The organism is Flavobacterium lipolyticum (genome assembly GCF_020905335.1).
Taxonomy (GTDB): Bacteria; Bacteroidota; Bacteroidia; order Flavobacteriales; family Flavobacteriaceae; genus Flavobacterium; species Flavobacterium lipolyticum.
In genome coordinates this window covers 278518-299005 of sequence record NZ_JAJJMN010000001.1, presented here as the reverse complement: position 1 = coordinate 299005, position 20488 = coordinate 278518, and the positions used below count along the sequence as shown (strand labels likewise).

Annotated in this window: 20 protein-coding genes; 10 read left to right on the top strand and 10 right to left on the bottom strand. The window is 35.3% G+C overall.

Annotated features, from left to right (window positions below; translation table 11 throughout):
• Positions 1–3: 3 nt before the first annotated feature.
• Positions 4–1137: an SRPBCC family protein gene (locus LNQ34_RS01230; RefSeq protein WP_202702379.1), complete on the bottom strand. Its 1134-nt coding sequence runs from the start codon at positions 1135–1137 to the stop codon at positions 4–6.
• Between the two features lie 430 nt (positions 1138–1567).
• On the opposite strand from LNQ34_RS01230, the gene LNQ34_RS01220 reads away from it, so the two are divergent.
• Positions 1568–1948 carry a pyrophosphohydrolase domain-containing protein gene (locus tag LNQ34_RS01220; RefSeq protein WP_202702378.1) on the top strand — a complete coding sequence of 127 codons (381 nt, stop codon included), beginning with the start codon at positions 1568–1570 and terminating at the stop codon, positions 1946–1948.
• A gap of 302 nt (positions 1949–2250) precedes the next feature.
• Here LNQ34_RS01220 and LNQ34_RS01215 read toward each other — a convergent pair whose 3' ends face one another.
• Positions 2251–3321, bottom strand: a complete 1071-nt coding sequence (locus LNQ34_RS01215; protein ID WP_202702377.1) for a branched-chain amino acid aminotransferase — start codon at positions 3319–3321, stop codon at positions 2251–2253.
• 317 nt (positions 3322–3638) lie between these two features.
• Here LNQ34_RS01215 and mnmC2 point away from each other — a divergent pair, with 317 nt between their 5' ends.
• Positions 3639–4304, top strand: coding sequence for a tRNA (5-methylaminomethyl-2-thiouridine)(34)-methyltransferase MnmC2 (gene mnmC2 / locus LNQ34_RS01210; RefSeq protein ID WP_229998398.1), 666 nt, complete (start codon positions 3639–3641; stop codon positions 4302–4304).
• A 166-nt stretch (positions 4305–4470) separates the two neighbouring features.
• A complete protein-coding gene (locus LNQ34_RS01205) occupies positions 4471–4668 on the top strand; it encodes a hypothetical protein (protein ID WP_017496117.1) in 198 nt (65 codons plus the stop codon).
• 34 nt (positions 4669–4702) lie between these two features.
• Here the strand turns inward: LNQ34_RS01205 and LNQ34_RS01200 are convergent, their stop codons facing one another.
• Positions 4703–5647, bottom strand: coding sequence for a LysR substrate-binding domain-containing protein (locus tag LNQ34_RS01200; protein WP_202702375.1), 945 nt, complete (start codon positions 5645–5647; stop codon positions 4703–4705).
• Between the two features lie 107 nt (positions 5648–5754).
• Between LNQ34_RS01200 and LNQ34_RS01195 the strand changes: the two genes are divergently transcribed.
• From LNQ34_RS01195 to can, 4 genes are all read left to right on the top strand, one after another.
• A complete protein-coding gene (locus LNQ34_RS01195) occupies positions 5755–6234 on the top strand; it encodes a Dps family protein (RefSeq protein ID WP_089076315.1) in 480 nt (159 codons plus the stop codon).
• A gap of 133 nt (positions 6235–6367) precedes the next feature.
• Positions 6368–6652, top strand: a complete 285-nt coding sequence (locus LNQ34_RS01190) for a hypothetical protein (RefSeq protein WP_070907274.1) — start codon at positions 6368–6370, stop codon at positions 6650–6652.
• Between the two features lie 80 nt (positions 6653–6732).
• Positions 6733–8385 (top strand): SulP family inorganic anion transporter, encoded by a 1653-nt coding sequence (locus LNQ34_RS01185; RefSeq protein WP_202702374.1) that lies wholly within the window; start codon positions 6733–6735, stop codon positions 8383–8385.
• A 117-nt stretch (positions 8386–8502) separates the two neighbouring features.
• A complete protein-coding gene (gene can / locus LNQ34_RS01180; RefSeq protein ID WP_017496112.1) occupies positions 8503–9138 on the top strand; it encodes a carbonate dehydratase in 636 nt (211 codons plus the stop codon).
• Between the two features lie 36 nt (positions 9139–9174).
• On the opposite strand, the gene LNQ34_RS01175 is transcribed toward can, so the two are convergent.
• On the bottom strand, positions 9175–10377 hold the full coding sequence (locus LNQ34_RS01175) for an LETM1-related biofilm-associated protein (protein ID WP_229998397.1): 1203 nt from the start codon (positions 10375–10377) through the stop codon (positions 9175–9177).
• A 116-nt stretch (positions 10378–10493) separates the two neighbouring features.
• A complete protein-coding gene (locus tag LNQ34_RS01170) occupies positions 10494–11021 on the bottom strand; it encodes a superoxide dismutase family protein (protein ID WP_070907271.1) in 528 nt (175 codons plus the stop codon).
• Positions 11022–11229: 208 nt separating this feature from the next.
• Here LNQ34_RS01170 and LNQ34_RS01165 point away from each other — a divergent pair, with 208 nt between their 5' ends.
• From LNQ34_RS01165 to LNQ34_RS01155, 3 genes are all read left to right on the top strand, one after another.
• The gene (locus tag LNQ34_RS01165; protein ID WP_202702372.1) at positions 11230–11667 is read left to right on the top strand and encodes an META domain-containing protein; all 438 of its coding nucleotides are present in this window, start codon (positions 11230–11232) and stop codon (positions 11665–11667) included.
• Positions 11668–11699: 32 nt separating this feature from the next.
• A complete protein-coding gene (locus tag LNQ34_RS01160) occupies positions 11700–12218 on the top strand; it encodes a DUF4251 domain-containing protein (protein ID WP_229998396.1) in 519 nt (172 codons plus the stop codon).
• Between the two features lie 74 nt (positions 12219–12292).
• Complete coding sequence (locus LNQ34_RS01155) at positions 12293–12781, top strand: hypothetical protein (protein WP_229998395.1); 489 nt, start codon at positions 12293–12295, stop codon at positions 12779–12781.
• Between the two features lie 75 nt (positions 12782–12856).
• Here the strand turns inward: LNQ34_RS01155 and LNQ34_RS01150 are convergent, their stop codons facing one another.
• The 5 genes from LNQ34_RS01150 to LNQ34_RS01130 form a co-directional block, all read right to left on the bottom strand.
• A complete protein-coding gene (locus tag LNQ34_RS01150) occupies positions 12857–13951 on the bottom strand; it encodes a glycoside hydrolase family 18 protein (protein WP_229998394.1) in 1095 nt (364 codons plus the stop codon).
• A 228-nt stretch (positions 13952–14179) separates the two neighbouring features.
• Positions 14180–15985 carry an acyl-CoA dehydrogenase family protein gene (locus LNQ34_RS01145; RefSeq protein WP_202702368.1) on the bottom strand — a complete coding sequence of 602 codons (1806 nt, stop codon included), beginning with the start codon at positions 15983–15985 and terminating at the stop codon, positions 14180–14182.
• A 53-nt stretch (positions 15986–16038) separates the two neighbouring features.
• A complete protein-coding gene (locus tag LNQ34_RS01140; RefSeq protein ID WP_229998393.1) occupies positions 16039–16389 on the bottom strand; it encodes a four helix bundle protein in 351 nt (116 codons plus the stop codon).
• A gap of 157 nt (positions 16390–16546) precedes the next feature.
• Positions 16547–17728 (bottom strand): thiolase family protein, encoded by a 1182-nt coding sequence (locus LNQ34_RS01135; RefSeq protein WP_017496103.1) that lies wholly within the window; start codon positions 17726–17728, stop codon positions 16547–16549.
• Positions 17729–18056: 328 nt separating this feature from the next.
• Complete coding sequence (locus LNQ34_RS01130) at positions 18057–20447, bottom strand: 3-hydroxyacyl-CoA dehydrogenase/enoyl-CoA hydratase family protein (RefSeq protein ID WP_229998392.1); 2391 nt, start codon at positions 20445–20447, stop codon at positions 18057–18059.
• Between the last annotated feature and the right edge of the window lie 41 nt (positions 20448–20488).

The following is a 20488-nucleotide window of genomic DNA, read 5'->3' as shown; positions in this document are numbered from 1 at the left end:
ATTTTAGAATTCTGACTGTTCTTCTTCTGTAGGCGTTTTAGGCGTTTCAGCAGGTTTTGCTACTGTCGGATCGGTAGTGGCAGGCCTGTAAACAGGAATTTTAGCTACCGGAACTACTTTAGGTTTTGTTGGATAGTAAATTTCAGTCATTAACTTAGACGGGCTTTTTACATCCAGTTTGCTCATGGCTAGGATTTCAAGATGTGACCAGCTTAAATCAGGTGTAATTTTTTCGTTGTTGATGAAAGCGGTTGTTTTTTTAAAGGCTTCGTTAAGGTGCGAATAATCGCCTTTTAAAGTGGTTTTTACGGCTTCAAATCCGTTTAATTTTCCTCCTGAAATATCGCTTCCAGAAGTAGTTACGATTTCTCGGCTGGTTGGTAAACAGATTGAGATTTTAGCCAGTCCTGTTGTAATGTCGTAAGTGTGGTAAATGATAAATGGTTTTCCATTCGTAGCTAACCCATTGTTTTTGCTAAATTCGATCAGTTTCGGAATGACGATTTTGGCATTTTTACCAACTTTTCCAATTTCACTCGTGAAGGTTTGTCTGATGTAAGGAGTTTCAGTCTTTCTTACTAATCCGTTAACTTTTATAGCGTATGTTTTGGTTTCGTAATCTAAGTTTTTGTCAATATTGGCAAGACTTTTTTCGTAGATAGTTCCAATTACTTTGTCCGAGCCTCCGTTTAGAGCGGCGTAAACTTTAAATAAAAAACTCATCGTTCCGGATGCTTTCCAGGTTACTTTTGTTTTTCCGGCTAACGTATCTTTAAAAGTCCAGTTTACATCAGCTTCGGTTCCGTCATACTTCATTTTTTGTTGTATGCTTTCTCCGTCCTTTGTTTTTAGAGTGATTGCGTTTCCATTTCCTTCAGATCCTGTCCAATAAAAAGAAGCCCCATTTCCGACCGTTTTGTTAGGAAATGTCATTTTCATCGTAGGATCTTCAACAGACCAGGATTCAAAATCTTCATAATTTCTAAAATCATTAAGATAATTGTATACCGTAGCTTTTGGTGAATTGATCACTTTGCTTCTTTCTACAGAAAAGATCCCTTTTTGTGTGGCAACAAAAACGGTAAGGGCAACAAGGCTTAGTAATAATAGAAGGAATAGATATTTAAGAATCTTCATTGGAATGGTTTATTTGGAGTCGTAAAGTTATAAATTTATTACTAGTCGCACTAATAACACTTTGCTAAAAGTACATTTTATGCCATTATCGGAAGAGAAAATCAAATAAAACGTACTGAAAATGATTGTATTTGAAATCGAAAGCTTTCTTTACGGTTCTATCTTTTGAAGAAAAATTTAATTACAAATAAAATGGCAATAAAAAGTAAAAATACGAGTAATACTTTATAATTACCTTTGTAAAAAACCTTGTGTAAAGCGAGATCTTTTCGATAAGCGAATATCATTACGATTACGAATGCAATAAAAAAACAGAGTCCGAATATTAATTGTCCTTGACTAAACATAGTTAAAAATTATTTTTGGCAAATTTAGAGAATTGTATACGAATTGTTGCTAATTTGGTATTTCATTTAATCAAAATAATATCATGAAGAAACAACTTGATGCGGTGACTGAGTTTCATACTGCTTTTAGAATAGGTCATAGTCTGGAACCGATTGCTGATTTGGGAGAGACAAAAAAGCTGCTTCGTTATAATTTAATGAAGGAGGAAAACGAAGAATATCTGGAGGCGGTTCAGAACAACGATTTAGTTGAAATTGCTGATGCTTTGGGAGACATGATGTATATTTTGTGTGGAACTATTATCGAGCACGGTTTGCAGGACAAAATTGAAGCTGTTTTTGATGAGATTCAACGCAGTAATATGAGTAAATTAGGAGAAGACGGGAACCCAATTTACAGAGAAGACGGAAAAGTGATGAAAGGTCCGAATTATTTTAAACCTGATTTTTCTAAACTTTTGTAAAATAAATTGTTTTAACACATAGGAACATAGTTCTTAATGTGGGAAAAAGGCGTTTTACTTTTTTAAAATTCACATAGCTATGTGTAAGAAACAGGTTTCTTTTTGCGTTCTTTTTGAGATATCCAGTTAAATCTATGTTTCTATGTGTTGAGATTTTTTTCACACAGATTTATACAGATTTAATTTTTTAATCTGTTGTTTCGATTTTGGGCGTAGCTTATGAGTGAGAAGAGTAGTATAAAATAACAAGCCCGACAGGTTTTTTAAAACCAGTCGGGCTTGTATAATTTTATATTTTTGGATTACTGTACTTTTACAGTCCAGCCAAAAGTATCTTCAGAAAGTTTGTTTTGAAGACTTGTTAGTTTTTCTTTTAATAGAGAAGCGTAAGAATTCTCAAGAGGCGCCATTTCGTAATAGACATCCTGATAAGAGAAACCTTTAATTACACTTACTACAGCGGCAGTTCCTGCTCCGAAGATTTCTTTTAAAGATCCGTTTTTAGCTGCTTCTACCAATTCTGATACAATAACAGGACGAACTTCAACTTTAAGACCTTCTTTTTCTGCCATAGCGATTAAACTTTTTCTGGTAATACCGTCTAAGATCCTCTCGCTTGTTGGAGCTGTTAATAAAGTATCATTGATTCTGAAGAAAACGTTCATAGTTCCCGCTTCTTCCAATTTAGTATGTGTGGCATCATCTGTCCAGATTACCTGTTGGAAACCATCTTTGTTTGCCAGATTGGTTGGGTAAAATTGTGCTGCATAGTTTCCGGCAGCTTTAGCAGCTCCAATTCCTCCGTTTGCGGCTCTACTGTAATGTTCTGCGATAATTACTTTCACTTCACCTGCGTAATAAGACTGTGCAGGAGAAAGTAAAATCATGAATTTATATTCGTCAGAAGGATTGGCTACAACACCAGCACCGGTTGCAATCATAAAAGGACGGATGTACATACTGCTTCCGTTTCCTTTTTGAATCCATTCCTGATCAATTTTCAATAATTCGTTCAAACCGTCCATAAAAACAGCTTCAGGAACTTCCGGCATAGCCATACGAACTGCTGAATTGTTAAAACGTTTGAAGTTTTCATCCGGTCTGAACAACCAAACATCATTATTGTCATCTTTATAAGCTTTCATTCCTTCAAAAATAGCTTGTCCGTAGTGGAAGACTTTTGAAGAAGGATCCATTAAAATTGGAGCATAAGGCTTAATGACAGGATTTTGCCATTCTCCATTTTTAAAATCACACTCGAATAAATGGTCTGTAAAAACAGAACCAAAGCTTAAATTTTGAAAGTCTACTCCGCTTATTTTTGACGAAGTTGCTTTTCTGATTTCAATTTTGTTGGTTTGAGTTGTACTCATAATTAATATGTAAAGTTTTTTTTATGTAATTAGCATTAATAATAAAGAAAATCTAAAGCTATGATTTGGTGAGTGATAGATTTTTCTCAATGCAAAATTAAGTAAAAATATATAATTTGCTTAGTAAAACTGCATTATTTACGCCCTTTAACTGAGATTTATATATCTTATAATAAAGTGAAAAAATTAAGACATTTTTATAAAGAATTTATGAAAAACAAACCGTTTTTTAAGGCTTTACGCATTTGTTTTGACTAAATTTGGCACTTAAAATGCCCTATTTATCAATAGAAAAAGAGGGCTAATTCTGAAATAAGGTGAAAAGAGAAATAATTAAAACGCTAGATGGCTCAACGACAATTCATTTGCAGGAATGGAATGAGTCTTACCATTCCAAACACGGAGCGATTCAGGAAGCCAAACATGTATTTATAAAAAACGGTCTTTCCCTATTTGATGCTGCTCCGGTGAGTATTCTTGAAATAGGTTTCGGAACGGGGTTGAATGCGTTTATTACTTTTTTTGAATCCAGGTCAAAACAGCAGCAAATTGATTATGTGGGAGTAGAAGCATATCCTGTTGATGCGAAAGAGGTACTTGAAATGAATTATGTTGCTGAATTGCAGGCAGACAATTATAAGGATGTTTTTGAAAAAATGCACGAATGCGAGTGGAATCAGAAAGAGGTTATCAGTGCCGATTTCATGTTAACCAAAAGGAAACAATTTTTTGATGAAATTGATGATTTTGAAATTTTTGATTTAATTTACTTTGATGCCTTTGGATATCGGGTGCAGCCGGAGCTATGGAGTACTGAAATTTTTCGAAAAATGTACCAAAGTTTAAAGCCAAATGGAGTTTTGGTAACATATGCCGCTCGCGGAGTTGTTAAAAGAAGTATGATAGAGGTTGGTTTTACGGTTGAAAAATTGGCAGGACCTCCCGGAAAAAGAGAAATGTTTAGAGCCTTTAAAAAGGTTTAAATGAGTTGTTTAGAATGATTCTATATTGATTTATATGCATTAAGAAATCGTATTCGCTGCTAAAGTTTTTAAAAAAATAAGTTAAAATCAATACTAGTGATTGATATTTGTTTAAATTTGTTGCGAGTTTAAAAATATAGATAACCCCAAAAAATCTTATTTTATTATGTCAAAAATGATGTTTGATTACACGAAATCAATACTTGAGAGAGTGAGTTTCGACCCGATACTTTTCTGCAAAGAATTAGAAAAAGCTATCAAAACACTGTTACCGTACGAAATGGAACAATTACAAGAATGGTTATTAAATTTCATTATTGAAAAACCAGAATTAAAGCAAAGTCTACTACTAATTAAAGTATAAAAGAAAAGGAGCCAAATTGGCTCCTTTTTTATTTTTATTTCTTTTGTTGTAGCGGACTGATGATCTGAACGTTCTGAAAAACAATTGCTCCTTTAACAACTCCTGCAATTGTAGATCTTAGGGCGTCAATGATTTGTATTTTTAATTCGCTCTTCGGGTAAATCAAGCTTACCTCACGAGCAGGTTTTGGTTCCTTAAAGTTACGCAGTTTCTGTTTGTCGGAATCTTTTAAGTCTAAGGTGTGCAAGTACGGAAGTAGTGTTGTGCCCAACCCTTCGTCGGCTAATTTTATCAGGGTCTCAAAACTTCCGCTTTGTATCTGAAAATTATTCTGATCAAGGTCGCTGGCATTTTTACACAAATTTAAAATTCCGTCTCTAAAACAATGTCCGTCCTGAAGCAACAGGATTTCGTTGATGTTTAAGTCGGCAACTTCAATTTCCTCTTTTTGAAAACTGGCATGATGTTCCGGTATATAAGCCACAAAAGGTTCAAAGTACAAAACGATTTCTTTTATTTTTTCATCTTCAAGCGGAGTTGCGGCAATAGCAGCATCCAAATGACCATTTTTTAACTTCAGGATAATTTCATCCGTGTTAAGCTCTTCGATTAAGAGTTTAACTTTTGGGTATTTCTTGATGAAATTGTTTAGAAACATTGGTAAAAGCGTTGGCATAATGGTTGGAATAATTCCCAGACGGAATTCTCCTCCGATAAAACCTTTTTGCTGCTCTACAATATCCTTAATACGATCAGCTTCATTTACAATATTCTTGGCCTGGTTTACAATTTTCTGACCAATATCTGTAAGTTGAATGGGTTTTTTACTTCTGTCAAAAATTTGAATGCTAAGTTCTTCCTCGATCTTTTGAATCTGCATACTCAGTGTAGGCTGGGTAACGAAACATTTTTCGGCAGCAAGGGTAAAATTTTTATGCTCGGCAACGGCTAATACATATTGCAATTGAGTTATAGTCATCTTGATAGTAATTTTTGATGCAAAAATAAGGAAATATAATTTTTTTTTATATTATTTTCGGAGAACTTATTTTAAATTTGTAGTAATCACATTATAAAATGAGAACTATGAAAACAAATATTTTAGGTTTACCGGTAAAGGAGTCAGAATTGTTAGTGAAAGAACTAAATGTTCTGTTGTCAAATTTTCAGGTATATTACCAGAATTTAAGGGGGTTGCATTGGAATATTCGTGGGAAACGTTTTTTTGATTTGCATGTAAAGTTTGAAGAATTGTACACAGATTCCCAATTGAAAATTGATTTGATTGCAGAAAGGGTTTTAACTATCGGCGGAACTCCTTTACATACTTTTGAAGATTACATTAAAAATAACAAATTAGCTGTCGGAAAGAACATTTCAAATGATGAAAAAGCGGTTCATTTAATTGTGAGCTCTTTAACGGATTTATTGAAAATCGAAAGAGGAATTTTAAAACAATCGGATGAAATTAACGATGAAGGGACAAATTCGATGATGAGTGACTTCATTGCAGAGCAGGAAAAAACAATTTGGATGATGAATGCATGGCTTGAAGAAGAGCTTTAATGTGTTGTTTCTAAAGTGATTACTATAGCAGAATGGTCGGGTTTGACCATTCTGTTTTTTATGATTGTTAAATTTGTTTAAATTTTTTGGCCTCTCGCTTTGATTTTAGCTGTTTAACACTATTTTTGTTCCAATGAAATTAGTCGCTCGCATATTATTATTCATCTTTATTGCCTTCTTATCTACCCCAACTATTGTGACGGTAATGAAGAAAAGCAACGATGCGTCGATATTTTTCAGTTTTTCTGAAGAGGAACATTCACATAAAGAACTTAAGGCTGCTGTTTATCCGGCAATACTTCAACATGAAGTTGTTATGCCAGTTTATATTGAAAAAAAGACCATTGTGTCTGAGAATATTGTAAAATTAGATAATATTTCTCCGAGCATTTTTGCTCCACCTCCTAACTTGGCATAATACTTCCGATTATTTTGAATTGAACTGCATTTTGATAATTGCAGTAAGTCTTTAATGAATAATTTTTTTAGTATTGTGCTATGACAAAAAAAATCAATCTTTTTGCCAACCTTAAATCTGATTTTGCTTCAGGTTTAGTGGTTTTCTTGGTAGCTCTTCCATTGTGTTTAGGTATTGCAATGGCTTCCGGAGCACCTTTATTTTCGGGAATTATCGCAGGTGTTGTTGGAGGTATTGTGGTAGGTTACTTAAGCCAGTCTCATATTAGTGTCTCCGGACCAGCGGCTGGACTGACCGCTATCATTTTAACCGCTATTACAGATTTAGGTGCCTTCGATGTGTTTTTGATGTCTGTTTTTATTGCTGGATTAATTCAATTAGCATTAGGATTTTTAAAGGCCGGAAGTATCTCCAATTATTTTCCTACCAACGTTATTGAAGGAATGTTGGCCGGTATCGGAATTATTATTATTCTGAAACAATTACCACATGCTTTTGGTTACGATGCCGATTTTGAAGGAGATCAGGCATTTATTCAAAATGACGGAAGCAACTCTTTTTCTTTTCTATTTGATGTTTTAAATCACATACATTTAGGAGCGGTTGTGGTTTCACTTGTTTCTTTTGTGATTTTAATTTCGTGGGAGAAAGTTCCCTTCTTAAAAAGAATGAAATTAATTCCGGGAGCACTTGTTGCCGTTATTATCGGAATAATTTTAAATGAGTTTTTTACTTCAACAGGAAGTTCACTGGCAATTGCAAATGAGCACTTAGTTTCTTTGCCGGTTCCGAAATCTTTTGATGAGTTTAAATCAATCATAATTTTGCCCAATTTTGCTGCGGTTACAAACCCGCAAGTTTGGGTGGTGGCAATTACAATCGCGATAGTTGCCTCTATTGAGACGTTGCTGTGTATAGAGGCGTCTGACAGAATGGATGTTCAAAAACGTTATACCGATACCAATGTTGAGCTTAGAGCGCAGGGAATTGGTAATGTAATAAGTTCGCTTTTGGGCGGTTTGCCGATGACATCCGTTGTGGTAAGATCATCTGCCAATAATAATGCAGGAGCAAAATCAAAAATGTCCGCCATTATTCATGGGGTGCTTTTGCTAATTAGTGTTTTGTCTATTCCGGCATTATTAAACAAAATACCATTGGCAACTTTAGCAACGGTTTTAATTTTAGTAGGATATAAACTGGCGAAACCTGCAACTTTCAAACATTTCTGGGAAAAAGGAAAATATCAGTTCGTACCGTTTATTGCTACTTTAGTATTTGTTGTAGCAACAGATTTACTTAAAGGAGTTGCTTTAGGAATTGTTATCAGTATTATTTTTGTATTGAGAGGAAATCTGAAAAGAGCGTACAGTTTCAAAAAAGAAGAATACGAAGATGGTGATGTCATCCATATCGATTTAGCACAGGAAGTTTCATTTTTGAATAAGGCTGCGATTAAGTCGACTTTAAGTGAAATTCCGGAAAACTCTAAAGTAATTATCAATGCTGCAGATACAGAGTATATTGCCCATGATGTTTTAGATTTGATCCGTGAGTTTAAAGAGACACGAGCCATTGACGAAAATATTAAAGTAAAGCTTAAAGGATTCAAGAAAGCATATGAACTGGAGAATTCACCGGACATTAATAATCATGTATCAATAGAGCATTATTATGATGTTGCGAAAAGAACTTTAGTTCAAAAAGAAAAGGTAAAAGAGAATTTTAAATAAATTATAATTAATTAAGGTATTTCTTGATTGTGAGAAGTATTAAAATTAGATAACTTTACGAGAAGTTTTTTTTAGTAGATTTTAGCAAACGGGATTACCATACAAAAAACAAAAAAAATGAGAGAGTTTTATAAGCAGTTACTTGAAAATAACAGGCAGTGGGTTGAAAAATCATTAGCATTAGATCCTAATTATTTTGCGGATCTTGCAAAAGGACAAACACCGCCATTATTGTGGATTGGATGTTCAGACAGTCGTGTTCCGGCAAATGAAATTATTGGAGCTAAACCGGGTGAAGTTTTTGTACACCGTAATATTGCTAATATGGTAGTACACTCTGATATGAATATGTTGAGTGTTTTAGATTATGCGGTAAATGTATTGAAAGTAAAACACGTTATTGTTTGCGGACATTACGGCTGTGGTGGTGTTAAAGCTGCTATGGGGAATCAGTCTGTTGGAATTATCGACAACTGGATTCGTCACATTAAAGATGAATACCGTCTACACGATAAGTACCTGAATTCAATTGAAGATGAGACAGAACGTTTCAATGCTTTTGTTGAAATCAATGCAAAAGAGCAGGTTTACAATTTAGCTAAAACATCTATCGTTCAGGGAGCCTGGAAAAACGGACAGGATTTGATGCTTCACGGATGGGTTTACGGTTTAAATTCCGGTTTTGTAACCGATTTAAATGTGAATATTGCCTCAAATGAGGAGCTTGATGAAGTTTATCAGTTAGATCTATAATATAAAAAAGAAATCGCCCCAAAAGGGCGATTTTTTTTATTCGTTTTCGTCCAGGTTTTCATTAAAAGCAGACGGGAGTAAAGTTGGAATAAATTTGATAAGAATTGGTAATAATAAACTTCCTCCGGGCAGTAAAAAGATGGTGAGTGACGGAATCGTTTTACAGATGTCTAAAAGTTGTTTTTTCACCTTTTTCTTTTCTTTAGCATCCAGATCTCTGGTGGTGGAATAAGCCAGGAGAACCATTAACTCTTTGCTTTGAATGATTTCCTTCACTAATCTGTTTTTGTTTCTTACAATCAGTTTTACCACACTGTGGGTCATTTGGTCGTAAAAATGTTTTACGGGATTGGAATAATTAAAATAAGGAATCTTCTTTTTGTGCGTAGTGATGAACGTGTTGGTCGTTTCAATACTTTTGGTTACAAAAGCATCAGAAATTCCCATCATCGATCCTAAAGAGTACAAAAAGTAGGCCTCTTCATTTTCGACAACACCATCACTCCATAAAGCCATTCCAGCCATATCGATCAAATAGTAGTGTTCCAGTTTATGGTTGTAATAGTCCAATTGTAAAGTTTCTAAAGTATCAACCGTAACTTTTGAAAATTTGGAGTATCGGATGGAAGCTTCAAAAAGTTTAATCAGTAAATCGTCGTGCTGAGATTTTATGGTTTTGGTTTTTAAAGCCAGAGCCACAATACCCATAACGGTTTCTTCGATTCGTTTTAAGTATTTTTCAGGAATTGTTCCGTGTTCTAAATATTGTCTGAAAGCCAGGACATCAATAAACAAAAGCGCATTGGTTACTAAGTGCGAAAAGTTTTTACTGATAATACTGTCATTCGTCTGAACGCGCTGATCTATAATGTTTTCTAAAGAAAGGGAAGGAGTGTCCTTTGGAAGCAGAATTTTAAATATATTAAAACCTTCCGGACTCATTTCCTTATAGAATTTTAAAACTTCAGAAATAAAATTATTAGGTTCTGAGCTTCTTTTTTCCAAACAAAAAACACCGTACAAAGTATTTAATAAAGCTACTTTGGAGATTTCGGTTTTGAACCAGCCTTTTATAGGGATTGGAATCTGAGAATCTATAGCGATGATGTGGCCGTAAATAAAACCGGTTTCTCTGACTTTATGGTAAAACGACTCAGCAGTCTCAAAAGGAATAGCTTCTGAAAACTTTTGTTCGCTAAAAAACTTATCTATCCAGCCTGGTGCCGATGGGTTGATCATTAACTTTATAATTTATAGCTGCAAAGCTATATCTTTTTCTTGTTTTAGTGTAAATTTAAAATGAAATAACCACTAGATTTTGTGAAAATGTAGTGGTTATTACTGTTTTATGTTTTTTATTTAATGATTCCGGCGCAGGCAACTCTTCCGCCCGCATTTCCTGTAGGCTGTGTGGTGAAATCATCAGATCCCTGATGAACAATTAATCCTTTTCCCAGTATATCTTTACTTTCATCTCCGCAGCCAATGCACCATTCATCAGTAGTTAGTGTTATAGTCCCGTTACCATTTGCATCAGCGGTAAAGTTTCCGATATCTCCTTTGTGGTATTCGGCAACACCCCATTTTCCATGTTTTTTAAAAGTTGGATTCCAGTGTCCTCCGGCCGAACTTCCGTCTGCAGCACTACAATCTGCCTTTTCATGAATGTGAATTGCATGTACTCCCGGCTGTAAACCCGTTATTTTTGCAGCAAAAGTTACTTTTCCTTTTCTCTCGGTAAAAGTGGCTGTTCCTGCTACTGTACTTTTGCTTTTTGGCTCTAAAGCTACCCTTAAGGTTTTGGCATCATTTGATTTTGTACTGGTTTTACAGCCAATGATTAAAGCTGTAATTATGGCGAAAGAAACGATTATTTTTTTCATAGAAGAGTCTTTATTATTATAGTTTAAGTAAAATTAACATAAAATACTGACATGGATTAGTACCGATCGTTAAAAAAAACTAAAACTATGGATCGGAATTTAAAGGAACTTTAGCTGATGAACCAAAAAATATTGCGTAAATTCGTGTAATTATGAATTTATTTACTTGAAAATCAATGGTTTTATTTTTAACTTAATTTTAAATATTATGATCAAAAGTATTTTATCTTTCGTTTTTTTAGGAATTGTTCTCACTTCCTGTAATTGTTCTAAAGTAGCAAAAGGGGACGGTGCTTCTAAACTTGAAGGAAGCTGGGAGCTTAATTACATCTCCGGTTCAAGTGTTGATTTTGACGCTTTGTATCCCAATACTAAGCCAACCATTAATTTTAATCTGCCTGAAAAAAGAGTATCCGGAAATAACGGATGTAATTCTTTCAACGGAGCACTTGTGGTAACGGGGCATAAAATCGATCTGACAGGTCCAATGGCTGTAACCAAAAAGATGTGTCCGCAAGCACAGGAAGGGGAACGTCTTTTTATGGGTACTTTGCCCAAAATTACATCCTATGATATTACAGATGAAGGGAAAACGCTGCATTTTATCTCAGGAGACATTGCATTGATGCGATTTACCAGAAAATAGTACGCTTCTTTTTTAATTTAAATTTGCACTTTATGAAGACTAAATTATTCATTTCATTGTTGCTGTGCTGTTTTTTCAATGTTTCGGTTTTTGCACAGGAAAAGACGAAGAAGGAGCTAAGGGCAGAAAAAGATTTACAGCAACAGAAAGAAACGGAAGCATTGATTGATTCTAAAAAGTTCGATTTTGAAGCGCAGAAATTAAATCCGCAAGGAGGAAGGCTCATTATTTTGGATTATAATATTTATTTTTTAAGATTTAGCAGCGATAAAATTATTTGTGATCTGCCTTTTTTTGGACGTGCATTCAACGTTGCCTATGGGGGAGACGGCGGAATAAAATTTGAAGGAACACCGGAAGATATTAAAGTCGAAAAGAAAAAGAAGAGTTACATTTTAAGAACTACTGTTAGGGGAAAAGATGATGTGTATAATTTGCTTTTCACTATTTTCAATAACGGAAGTACAACGCTTTCGGTCAACAGTAACAATAGGGCGTCCATTTCTTATGATGGTGTAATTAGAGCGCCAAAAGCGGTGGAGAATAAGTAGTCTTTCTTTTTTAGAACCTTAGGGGTATTTTTTACAACGGATGTATTTATAGAAACAAATTTAAAACCAGAACTATGAAAAAAATAGGCCTTATTCTTGTTATGGCAATTGTCTCATTTTCTTCTTATGCTCAATCATCATTTAAAGAGGATGTGGATGTTTTACAAAGCATTTACGGAAAATCAAAAGGAGATCTCGTAAAAGAGTATATGAATTTATCGGATAGTCAGGCTGTGGCATTTGCAAAAGTTTATGATAGTTATGAAGCGGATCGCAAAGGCCTCGGGCAAACGAAATTTCAATTGATTAATGATTATGCGGTGAATTATGCAACGCTTACCGATGAAAAAGCGGATGAGCTGGCAAAGGGAACTTTAAGAAACCATATTGGATATGAGAAGTTATACTCAAAAACCTATACGCAAGCAAAAAAAGTGATAGGTGCCATCAATGCAGCGAAGTTCATCCAGTTAGAAGTGTATTTACAAACGATAATCAGAGTTGAAATTCTGGAGACAATTCCTTTTATAGGCGAACTGGATAAGAGTAAAGTTAAAATTTAGTTTTAAATTTTTACGATAAGCAAAACGGCAGCTATTTTTTGAACAGCTGCCGTTTTTTTTATGATGTAAAGTTTTTTATTTAGCGGTTTTAACGTCGTAAATTGTATGGACCATTCCGTTACGTGTGGCATCCAGAGGCAATTCCCAAAACATGATTCCGCCTAAGTTTTTAGCTTTAGCATATTCTGCTTTTGCTTTTATTGAGGCGAGATTGTCTCCTGTGGCAAATGTTTTTTCTTTTTCATTGTACCAGTGAGGTGCTTTGGCTTTTTCATCCCAAAAGTATTTCCATCCATTGGCTTCTGTATAAAAAGTGCTATAATCTTTAAAAGAAACTCCCTGAACATGCTCACCTGCCTGATACAAACCATTGTTGATGTTTTCTACATTTTTCCAGGTTCTGGTATAGAAAGCACCTCCTATAACTAGTTTTTCAGCAGGAATTCCCAGTTTCAATAAATATTCAACCGCTCTGTCTGTAGATTCTTCTTTTGGATTAGTGCTGTATAAAGGCGTATGGTGTCCGGTAACTTTTGAGTATCCGTTCACTAAATCATAACTCATAATGTTTACACGGTTTACTAGAGGCATTACTTTTTTCCAGTCAATCGATTCGTCTAAGGCTTTTTGAAAACCTCCGGCAGCAAAGCTCAATTCGTATTTTTTACCTAAAGTTGAACGTAAAATTTTGATTAGTTCGGTGAAATTTGGCTTGTCAGCCGGTTGAAACAAATGTCCTGGCAGTCCCTCAATTGCCGGATATTCCCAATCTAAATCTAAACCGTCTACTTTAAAATAATGGCTTACTTCTTTTACCGATTTGGCAAAAGTAAGTCTTCCTTCGGCTGTCGAAAATGCAGCAGAACAAGGTTCACAACCTCCCCAGCCACCAAGTGAAAGAATAATTTTTAATTGTGGATTGGATGCTTTTAGCGAAACCAAATGTTTAATCGTGGTAGAATCTTTTGCAGAATCAACGCTTAGTTTCCCATCTTTTAAATGGCAAAAACTAAAGATGATTTGGTTTAGTTTACCTACCTCATATTCGTTAATTAGTTTGTCATCACCTGTATAATAGGCTATGATGTCCATTTTTTTGCTTTTTTGCCCAAATGTACTTGTCGTAAAGTTGCACAATAGAATCAGGGCAAACAGGTTAATTTGTTTCATTTTATGTTTTTTAAAGTTTTTAGAATGCTAAATATAAAGTAATACCGCCAATATTTAACTATTCTATAGGGGGCTAAGAGTTAATTTTAACGAATATTTTGCAAATCGTTGCAAAAATATTGCGAAAGCTCCTTCCTTCGATTTAGTCAAAAAAATAAATAAATAAACCCGCACTGTTTCGGATTAGTGCGGGTTTAAACAAATTAAAAGCTAAAAACTATTTTTGTATTAGAAGCAGTATTCGTTTTCTGCAACTAATTTAGAAGTAATAACCTCTCTTAAGGCTACCACATTTGGATTGTTTGTGTATTTTGTGAAACGTTTAAGTCCCATTAACATCATACGTTGTTCGTCACCTTCTGCAAAAGAAATGATTCCTTCTTTACCATTTAGGTTAACGATATCTACTGCTTTGTACAAGTATAATTTTGCCATTGCAATTTGCTCTTGTACTTTAGCTTCTCCTTCTTTTTTGGCTAATTTTTCAGTTCTTAAAATAGTACTTTCAGCCATGTAGATCTCGATTAAGATGTTAGAAGCTGCCATCAATAATTGTTGGTGAGAATCTAAATCCGGTCCGTATTTTTGAACAGCGCTTCCGGCAACCATTAAGAAAACTTTTTTCAGGTTAGCGATGATTCCTTTTTCTTCCGCAAATAATTCAGAGAAATCAGGAGTATCAAAAGATGGAATTCCCATTAATTCTTCCTGAACTTTCATAGCTGGTCCTAATAAATCAACATGACCTTTCATAGCCTTTTTGATCAACATACCCACTGAAAGCATTCTGTTAATTTCATTTGTTCCTTCGTAGATACGTGCAATACGAGCATCTCTCCAGGCGCTTTCCATTGGAGTGTCTTCAGAGAATCCCATTCCGCCAAAAATCTGAATTCCTTCATCCGAACAGCTTTGAACGTCTTCAGAAACAGCTACTTTCAAGATAGAACACTCGATAGCATATTCTTCAACACCTTTCAATTCAGCTTCCTGATGAGAAGTTCCTTCTGCTTCACGGGCAGCGATTCTGTCTTCGATATCTTTTGCGGCACGGTAAGAAGCACTTTCTCCAGCGTAAGCATTAGTTGCCATTTCAGCCAGTTTAGAACGAATAGCACCGAAGCTTGAAATTGGAGTATTAAACTGAATTCTTTCGTTAGCATATTTTACAGCTCCTGTAGTAACTCTACGTTGAGCATCTAAACAAGCAGCCGCTAATTTAATACGACCTACGTTTAAAGCGTTCATCGCAATTTTGAAACCGTTTCCTCTTTCAGACAACATGTTTTCAACAGGAACTTTTGTATCGTTGAAGAAAACCTGACGTGTAGAAGAAGCACGGATTCCTAATTTATGCTCTTCTTCGTTCATAGAAATTCCGTTAGACGGATCATTTTCTACGATGAAACCAGTAATGTTTTTATCCTCTCCGATACGGGCAAAAACGATGAAAACGCTGCAGAAACCTGCATTCGAAATCCACATTTTTTGACCTGTGATCGAGTAGTATTTTCCATCTTCAGATAAAACGGCTTTCGTTTTTCCTGAGTTAGCATCAGATCCTGCTCCAGGCTCTGTCAGGCAATAAGCTCCGAACCATTCCCCTGAAGCCAATTTAGGAACGTATTTTTTCTTTTGTTCTTCAGAACCATAAAGCGTAATTGGCATAGTTCCAATTCCGGTATGTGCACCAAAAGCTGTAGAGAAAGAACCCGTTGCTCCTGAAATGTAGTCACAAACCAACATTGTAGAAACAAATCCCATTCCTAATCCACCGTATTCTTCCGGAACAGCAACTCCTAAAAGTCCTAGTTCTCCAGCTTTACGCATAGAAGATTCTGTATAAGCATAATCTTTCTTCTCGAAACGATCTTTATGCGCCCATAATTCTTTGTCTACGAACTCTTTTACAGAGTCACGCATCATCAATTGCTCTTCCGAAAAATCTTCCGGTGTGAAGATATCTTCGCATTTTGTTTCTTTAACTAAAAACTGACCACCACGAGTCACGTTTTTTTCGATAGTATCTGCCATTGCTTTTGTTTTTTATGAAAGAAAATAGAATATAGAGTAAAGAAAATAGACTTTTACTTCAGTCCGTTTTGAAAACTCATTGTCATTCTTTGAAATTCTTCTATTTTAATTTCTAATTGGTTAAATTGTTTTTCGTTTATATACTTTCTATGTGTTGCAATTAATAGTTGTGTAATTAATTCAAATGAAGAACCGAGAGAAATGTCTAAAAAATGACTGAAAGATTTATCAGTTCTTGAAGAACCTTCAGCAATATTACTAGGCATAGAAACTGAACATCTGCTAATCTGAGAACTCAAATCGTATCTTTCGTGTTTCGGAAATTCTATTAATACATCTGAAATTTCATTGGCTATTGTAATTCCGAGCTGCCAAATTTTCAAATTCTTAAAATTGTGTCTCATGTTTTTTTGAGGCAAGATAAGAATAAAACTAAAAAGTAGGTTTTTCGCTACTTTTAAAGGGTGCTTATTCACAAAATATCTTCATTCCAAAATTAAGTCTAGCCTCTTGCTTCTTTCCTCTCAAAAAAAAATCTATTCTCTTTATTCTATTTTCTTTTTACAACACTTCGTAAATCCCTGCAGAACCTTGTCCGGTACCTACACACATACTTACGATTCCGTATTTGTTGCCTCTGCGTTTCATTTCGTCGAACAACTGAACAGAAAGTTTAGCTCCTGTACAACCCAGTGGGTGTCCTAAAGAGATAGCTCCACCGTTTACGTTTACGATTTCCGGGTTGATGTTTAATTCGCGGGTAACAGCCAAAGCCTGAGAAGCAAAAGCTTCATTCAACTCGATTAATTCGATATCATTTAATGTTAATCCTGCTTGTTTCAAGGCTTTCGGAATTGCTTTTACAGGCCCGATACCCATGATTCTTGGTTCAACACCAGAAGAAGCAAAGTTTACCAAACGTGCGATTGGCTCCAGGTTTAATTCTTTTACCATTTCTTCGCTCATGATTAAAACAAAAGCAGCACCGTCACTCATTTGAGAAGAGTTACCGGCAGTTACACTTCCGTCTGCTGCGAAAACGGGTCTTAAACCTGCTAAAGCTTCTTTAGTAGTTCCTGCTCTTGGACCTTCGTCTTTATTTACAACGTATGATTTTGTTTCTTTTTTACCATTTTCATTGATGAAAGTCTGTTCAACAGTAATTGGAACGATTTGTTTGTCAAATTTCCCTTCTGCTTGTGCTTTCAACGCTTTCATATGAGAGTTGTAAGCAAACTCATCCTGATCTTCTCTGGAGATTTTATATTGATTGGCAACCGCTTCGGCAGTTAAACCCATTCCCCAGTAGTAATCCTCATGACCGGCAGCAGCTACTTTATAATCCGGAGTTGGTTTGTAACCTCCCATCGGAATATAACTCATACTTTCTGCACCACCAGCGATGATACAATCTGCCATTCCGGATTGAATTTTGGCAGTTGCCATTCCGATAGTTTCTAATCCGGATGCACAATAACGGTTTACTGTAACTCCGGGAACGTCTTCTACTTTTAATCCCATTAACGAGATTAAACGTCCAACGTTAAGACCTTGCTCTGCTTCCGGCATGGCATTTCCTACCATAACGTCATCGATGCGCTTTTTGTCAAAATCAGGCAGTTCATCCATCATAAACTGAATGGTTTCAGCCGCTAATTCATCAGGTCTTTTGAATCTGAAAACCCCTTTTGGAGCTTTTCCAACTGCGGTTCTGTATGCTTTTACTATATATGCTGTTTTCATAAATTATTGTATTAAGATTGGAGAATTAATTATTAAGATTTTCCAATTGTTTTGTTGATTTTATCTTTTATTAATATGATTTATTTTCCATATATAATTCAATAAATGCAATTACAAGAGGAATCCAAAAAATGAAAGGAACGAAAGTCCAGATTAATCTCAATTTCAAATTTGATTTTGATTTCCAAATTTTAAATATTCCAAGAATTATAAGTGGCCAAGTAAAAAACCAAAACCAAGGATTTATTGAAATTACTAAACCTATTATCAGGTTGATCGTTCCAACTTTTAATTCTTTATTCATTTTTGTCAATAAATCTTAAACAAATTAGTTTCTCAAAGGTTTTCCTTTAGTTAACATATATTGAATACGCTCCAGAGTTTTTCTTTCCGTACATAAACTCAAGAAAGCTTCACGTTCGATATCTAATAAATATTGTTCAGATACTAAAGTAGCTTCAGATAAATCACCACCAGCCATTACGTAAGCCAGTTTGTTTGCGATTTTTCTATCGTGCTCAGAAATGTATTTTCCAGCTTGCATTTGGTCAGTTCCAACTAAGAACATTCCAAGAGCCTGTTTTCCTAATACTTTTACATCCGTTCTTCTGATAGGTTGTGTATAACCCGCTTCAGCCATTAACAAGGCATGTTTTTTAGCTTCTGCAATCTGACGGTCTTTGTTGACTACGATAATATCTTTTCCGTGTTGTAAAAGTCCGGTATCAAAAGCTTCATAACCGGAAGTCGAAACTTTAGCCATAGCGATAGTCAGGAAATACTCCTGAAGAACGTTTAATTCAACGTCATTTTTACGGAACAAATCAGAAGCTCTTAAAGCCATTTCTTTAGATCCACCACCACCAGGAAGTACACCAACACCAAATTCCACTAATCCCATATAAGTTTCAGCAGCAGCAACTACTTTATCAGCGTGTAAGCTCATTTCGCATCCACCGCCAAAAGTCATTCCGTGAGGCGCTACAATAACCGGAATCGAAGAATAACGAACGCGCATCATCGTGTCCTGGAACAATTTGATTGCCATGTTCAATTCATCGTACTCTTGTTCTACTGCCATCATGAAAATCATTCCGATATTGGCTCCAACAGAGAAATTCGCTGCCTGATTTCCAATCACCAAACCTTGGTATTCTTTTTCAGATAAGTCGATGGCTTTATTGATGGCCTGAAGTACATCGCCACCAATGGTATTCATTTTAGACTGGAATTCTAAGTTTAAGATTCCGTCTCCTAAATCTTCGATAATAGCGCCACTATTACTCCAAACTTTTTTGCTTTCACGAATGTTGTTCAGGATAATGAATGAATCTTGTCCAGGAACTTTAGTTTGTGATTTTGTTGGAATATTATAGAAGAAAGTAGCTCCTTCTTTTACAGAATAGAAACTATCGCTTCCGGAAGCTAACATTTCAGTAACCCAGGCAGCAGGCGCTAAACCTTCGGTTTTCATGATTTCGATTCCTTTTGCAACACCAATAGCATCCCAGATTTCGAATGGACCATTTTCCCATCCAAAACCAGCTTTCATGGCATCGTCAATTTTGTATAATTCGTCTGAGATTTCAGGAATTCTGTTGGATACGTAAGCAAACATTCCGGCGAAACTTTTACGGTAGAATTCTCCTGCTTTGTCAGTTCCTTTTACTAAAACTTTAAAACGATTGATCGGTTTATCGATAGTTTTTGTCAGTTCAAGAGTCGCAAAATTTGCTTTTTTTGCAGCACGGTATTCTAAGGTATCTAAGTCAAGAGAAAGAATATCTTTGTCTACTTTTTTGTAGAAACCTTGACCTGTTTTACTTCCTAACCAGTTATTTTCCATCATTTTGTTGATGAAATCCGGAAGTTTAAACAATTCGTGTTGTTCGTCTGTTGGGCAGTTTTCGTAAATACCGTTGGCAACGTGTACCAAAGTATCCAATCCAACCACGTCAACCGTACGGAAAGTAGCCGATTTTGGACGGCCAATTACCGGTCCGGTTAACTTATCTACTTCTTCAATCGTTAATCCCATTTCTTTTACCAAGTGGAATAAACTTTGGATTCCGTAAATACCAATTCTGTTTCCAATAAACGCCGGAGTATCTTTAGCAACAACCGAAGTTTTTCCTAAGAATTTAGATCCGTATTCGTTTAAGAAATCCAATACTTCAGTTGAAGTTTTTGGACCAGGAATAATTTCAAATAACTTTAAGTAACGCGCAGGGTTAAAAAAGTGAGTTCCGCAGAAGTGTTGTTGGAAATCTTCGCTTCTTCCTTCACTCATAAAATGAATTGGAATACCAGATGTATTTGATGTAACCAAAGTTCCCGGTTTACGGAATTTTTCGATTTGTTCGAATACTAGTTTTTTAATATCCAAACGCTCCACAACAACTTCAATAATCCAATCAACATTGGCAATTTTTGCCATATCATCAGTCGTATTTCCAGTGGTAATTCGGTTTGCGAATTTTTGACTGTAAATAGGAGATGGTTTTGATTTTAATGAATTCGCCAGATGCTCATTTACTACTCGGTTGCGAACAGCTTTACTTTCAAGCGTTAATCCTTTTTTAGCTTCAGCTTCTGTCAACTCGCGGGGTACGATGTCAAGCAGTAAAACTTCAACACCAATATTGGCAAAATGGCAAGCTATTCCCGAACCCATAATTCCGGATCCAATTACAGCGACTTTTTTAATTGTGCGTTTCATAGTTAATATTTTGTTTTTTATTTGATTTGAATGTTCCTTAT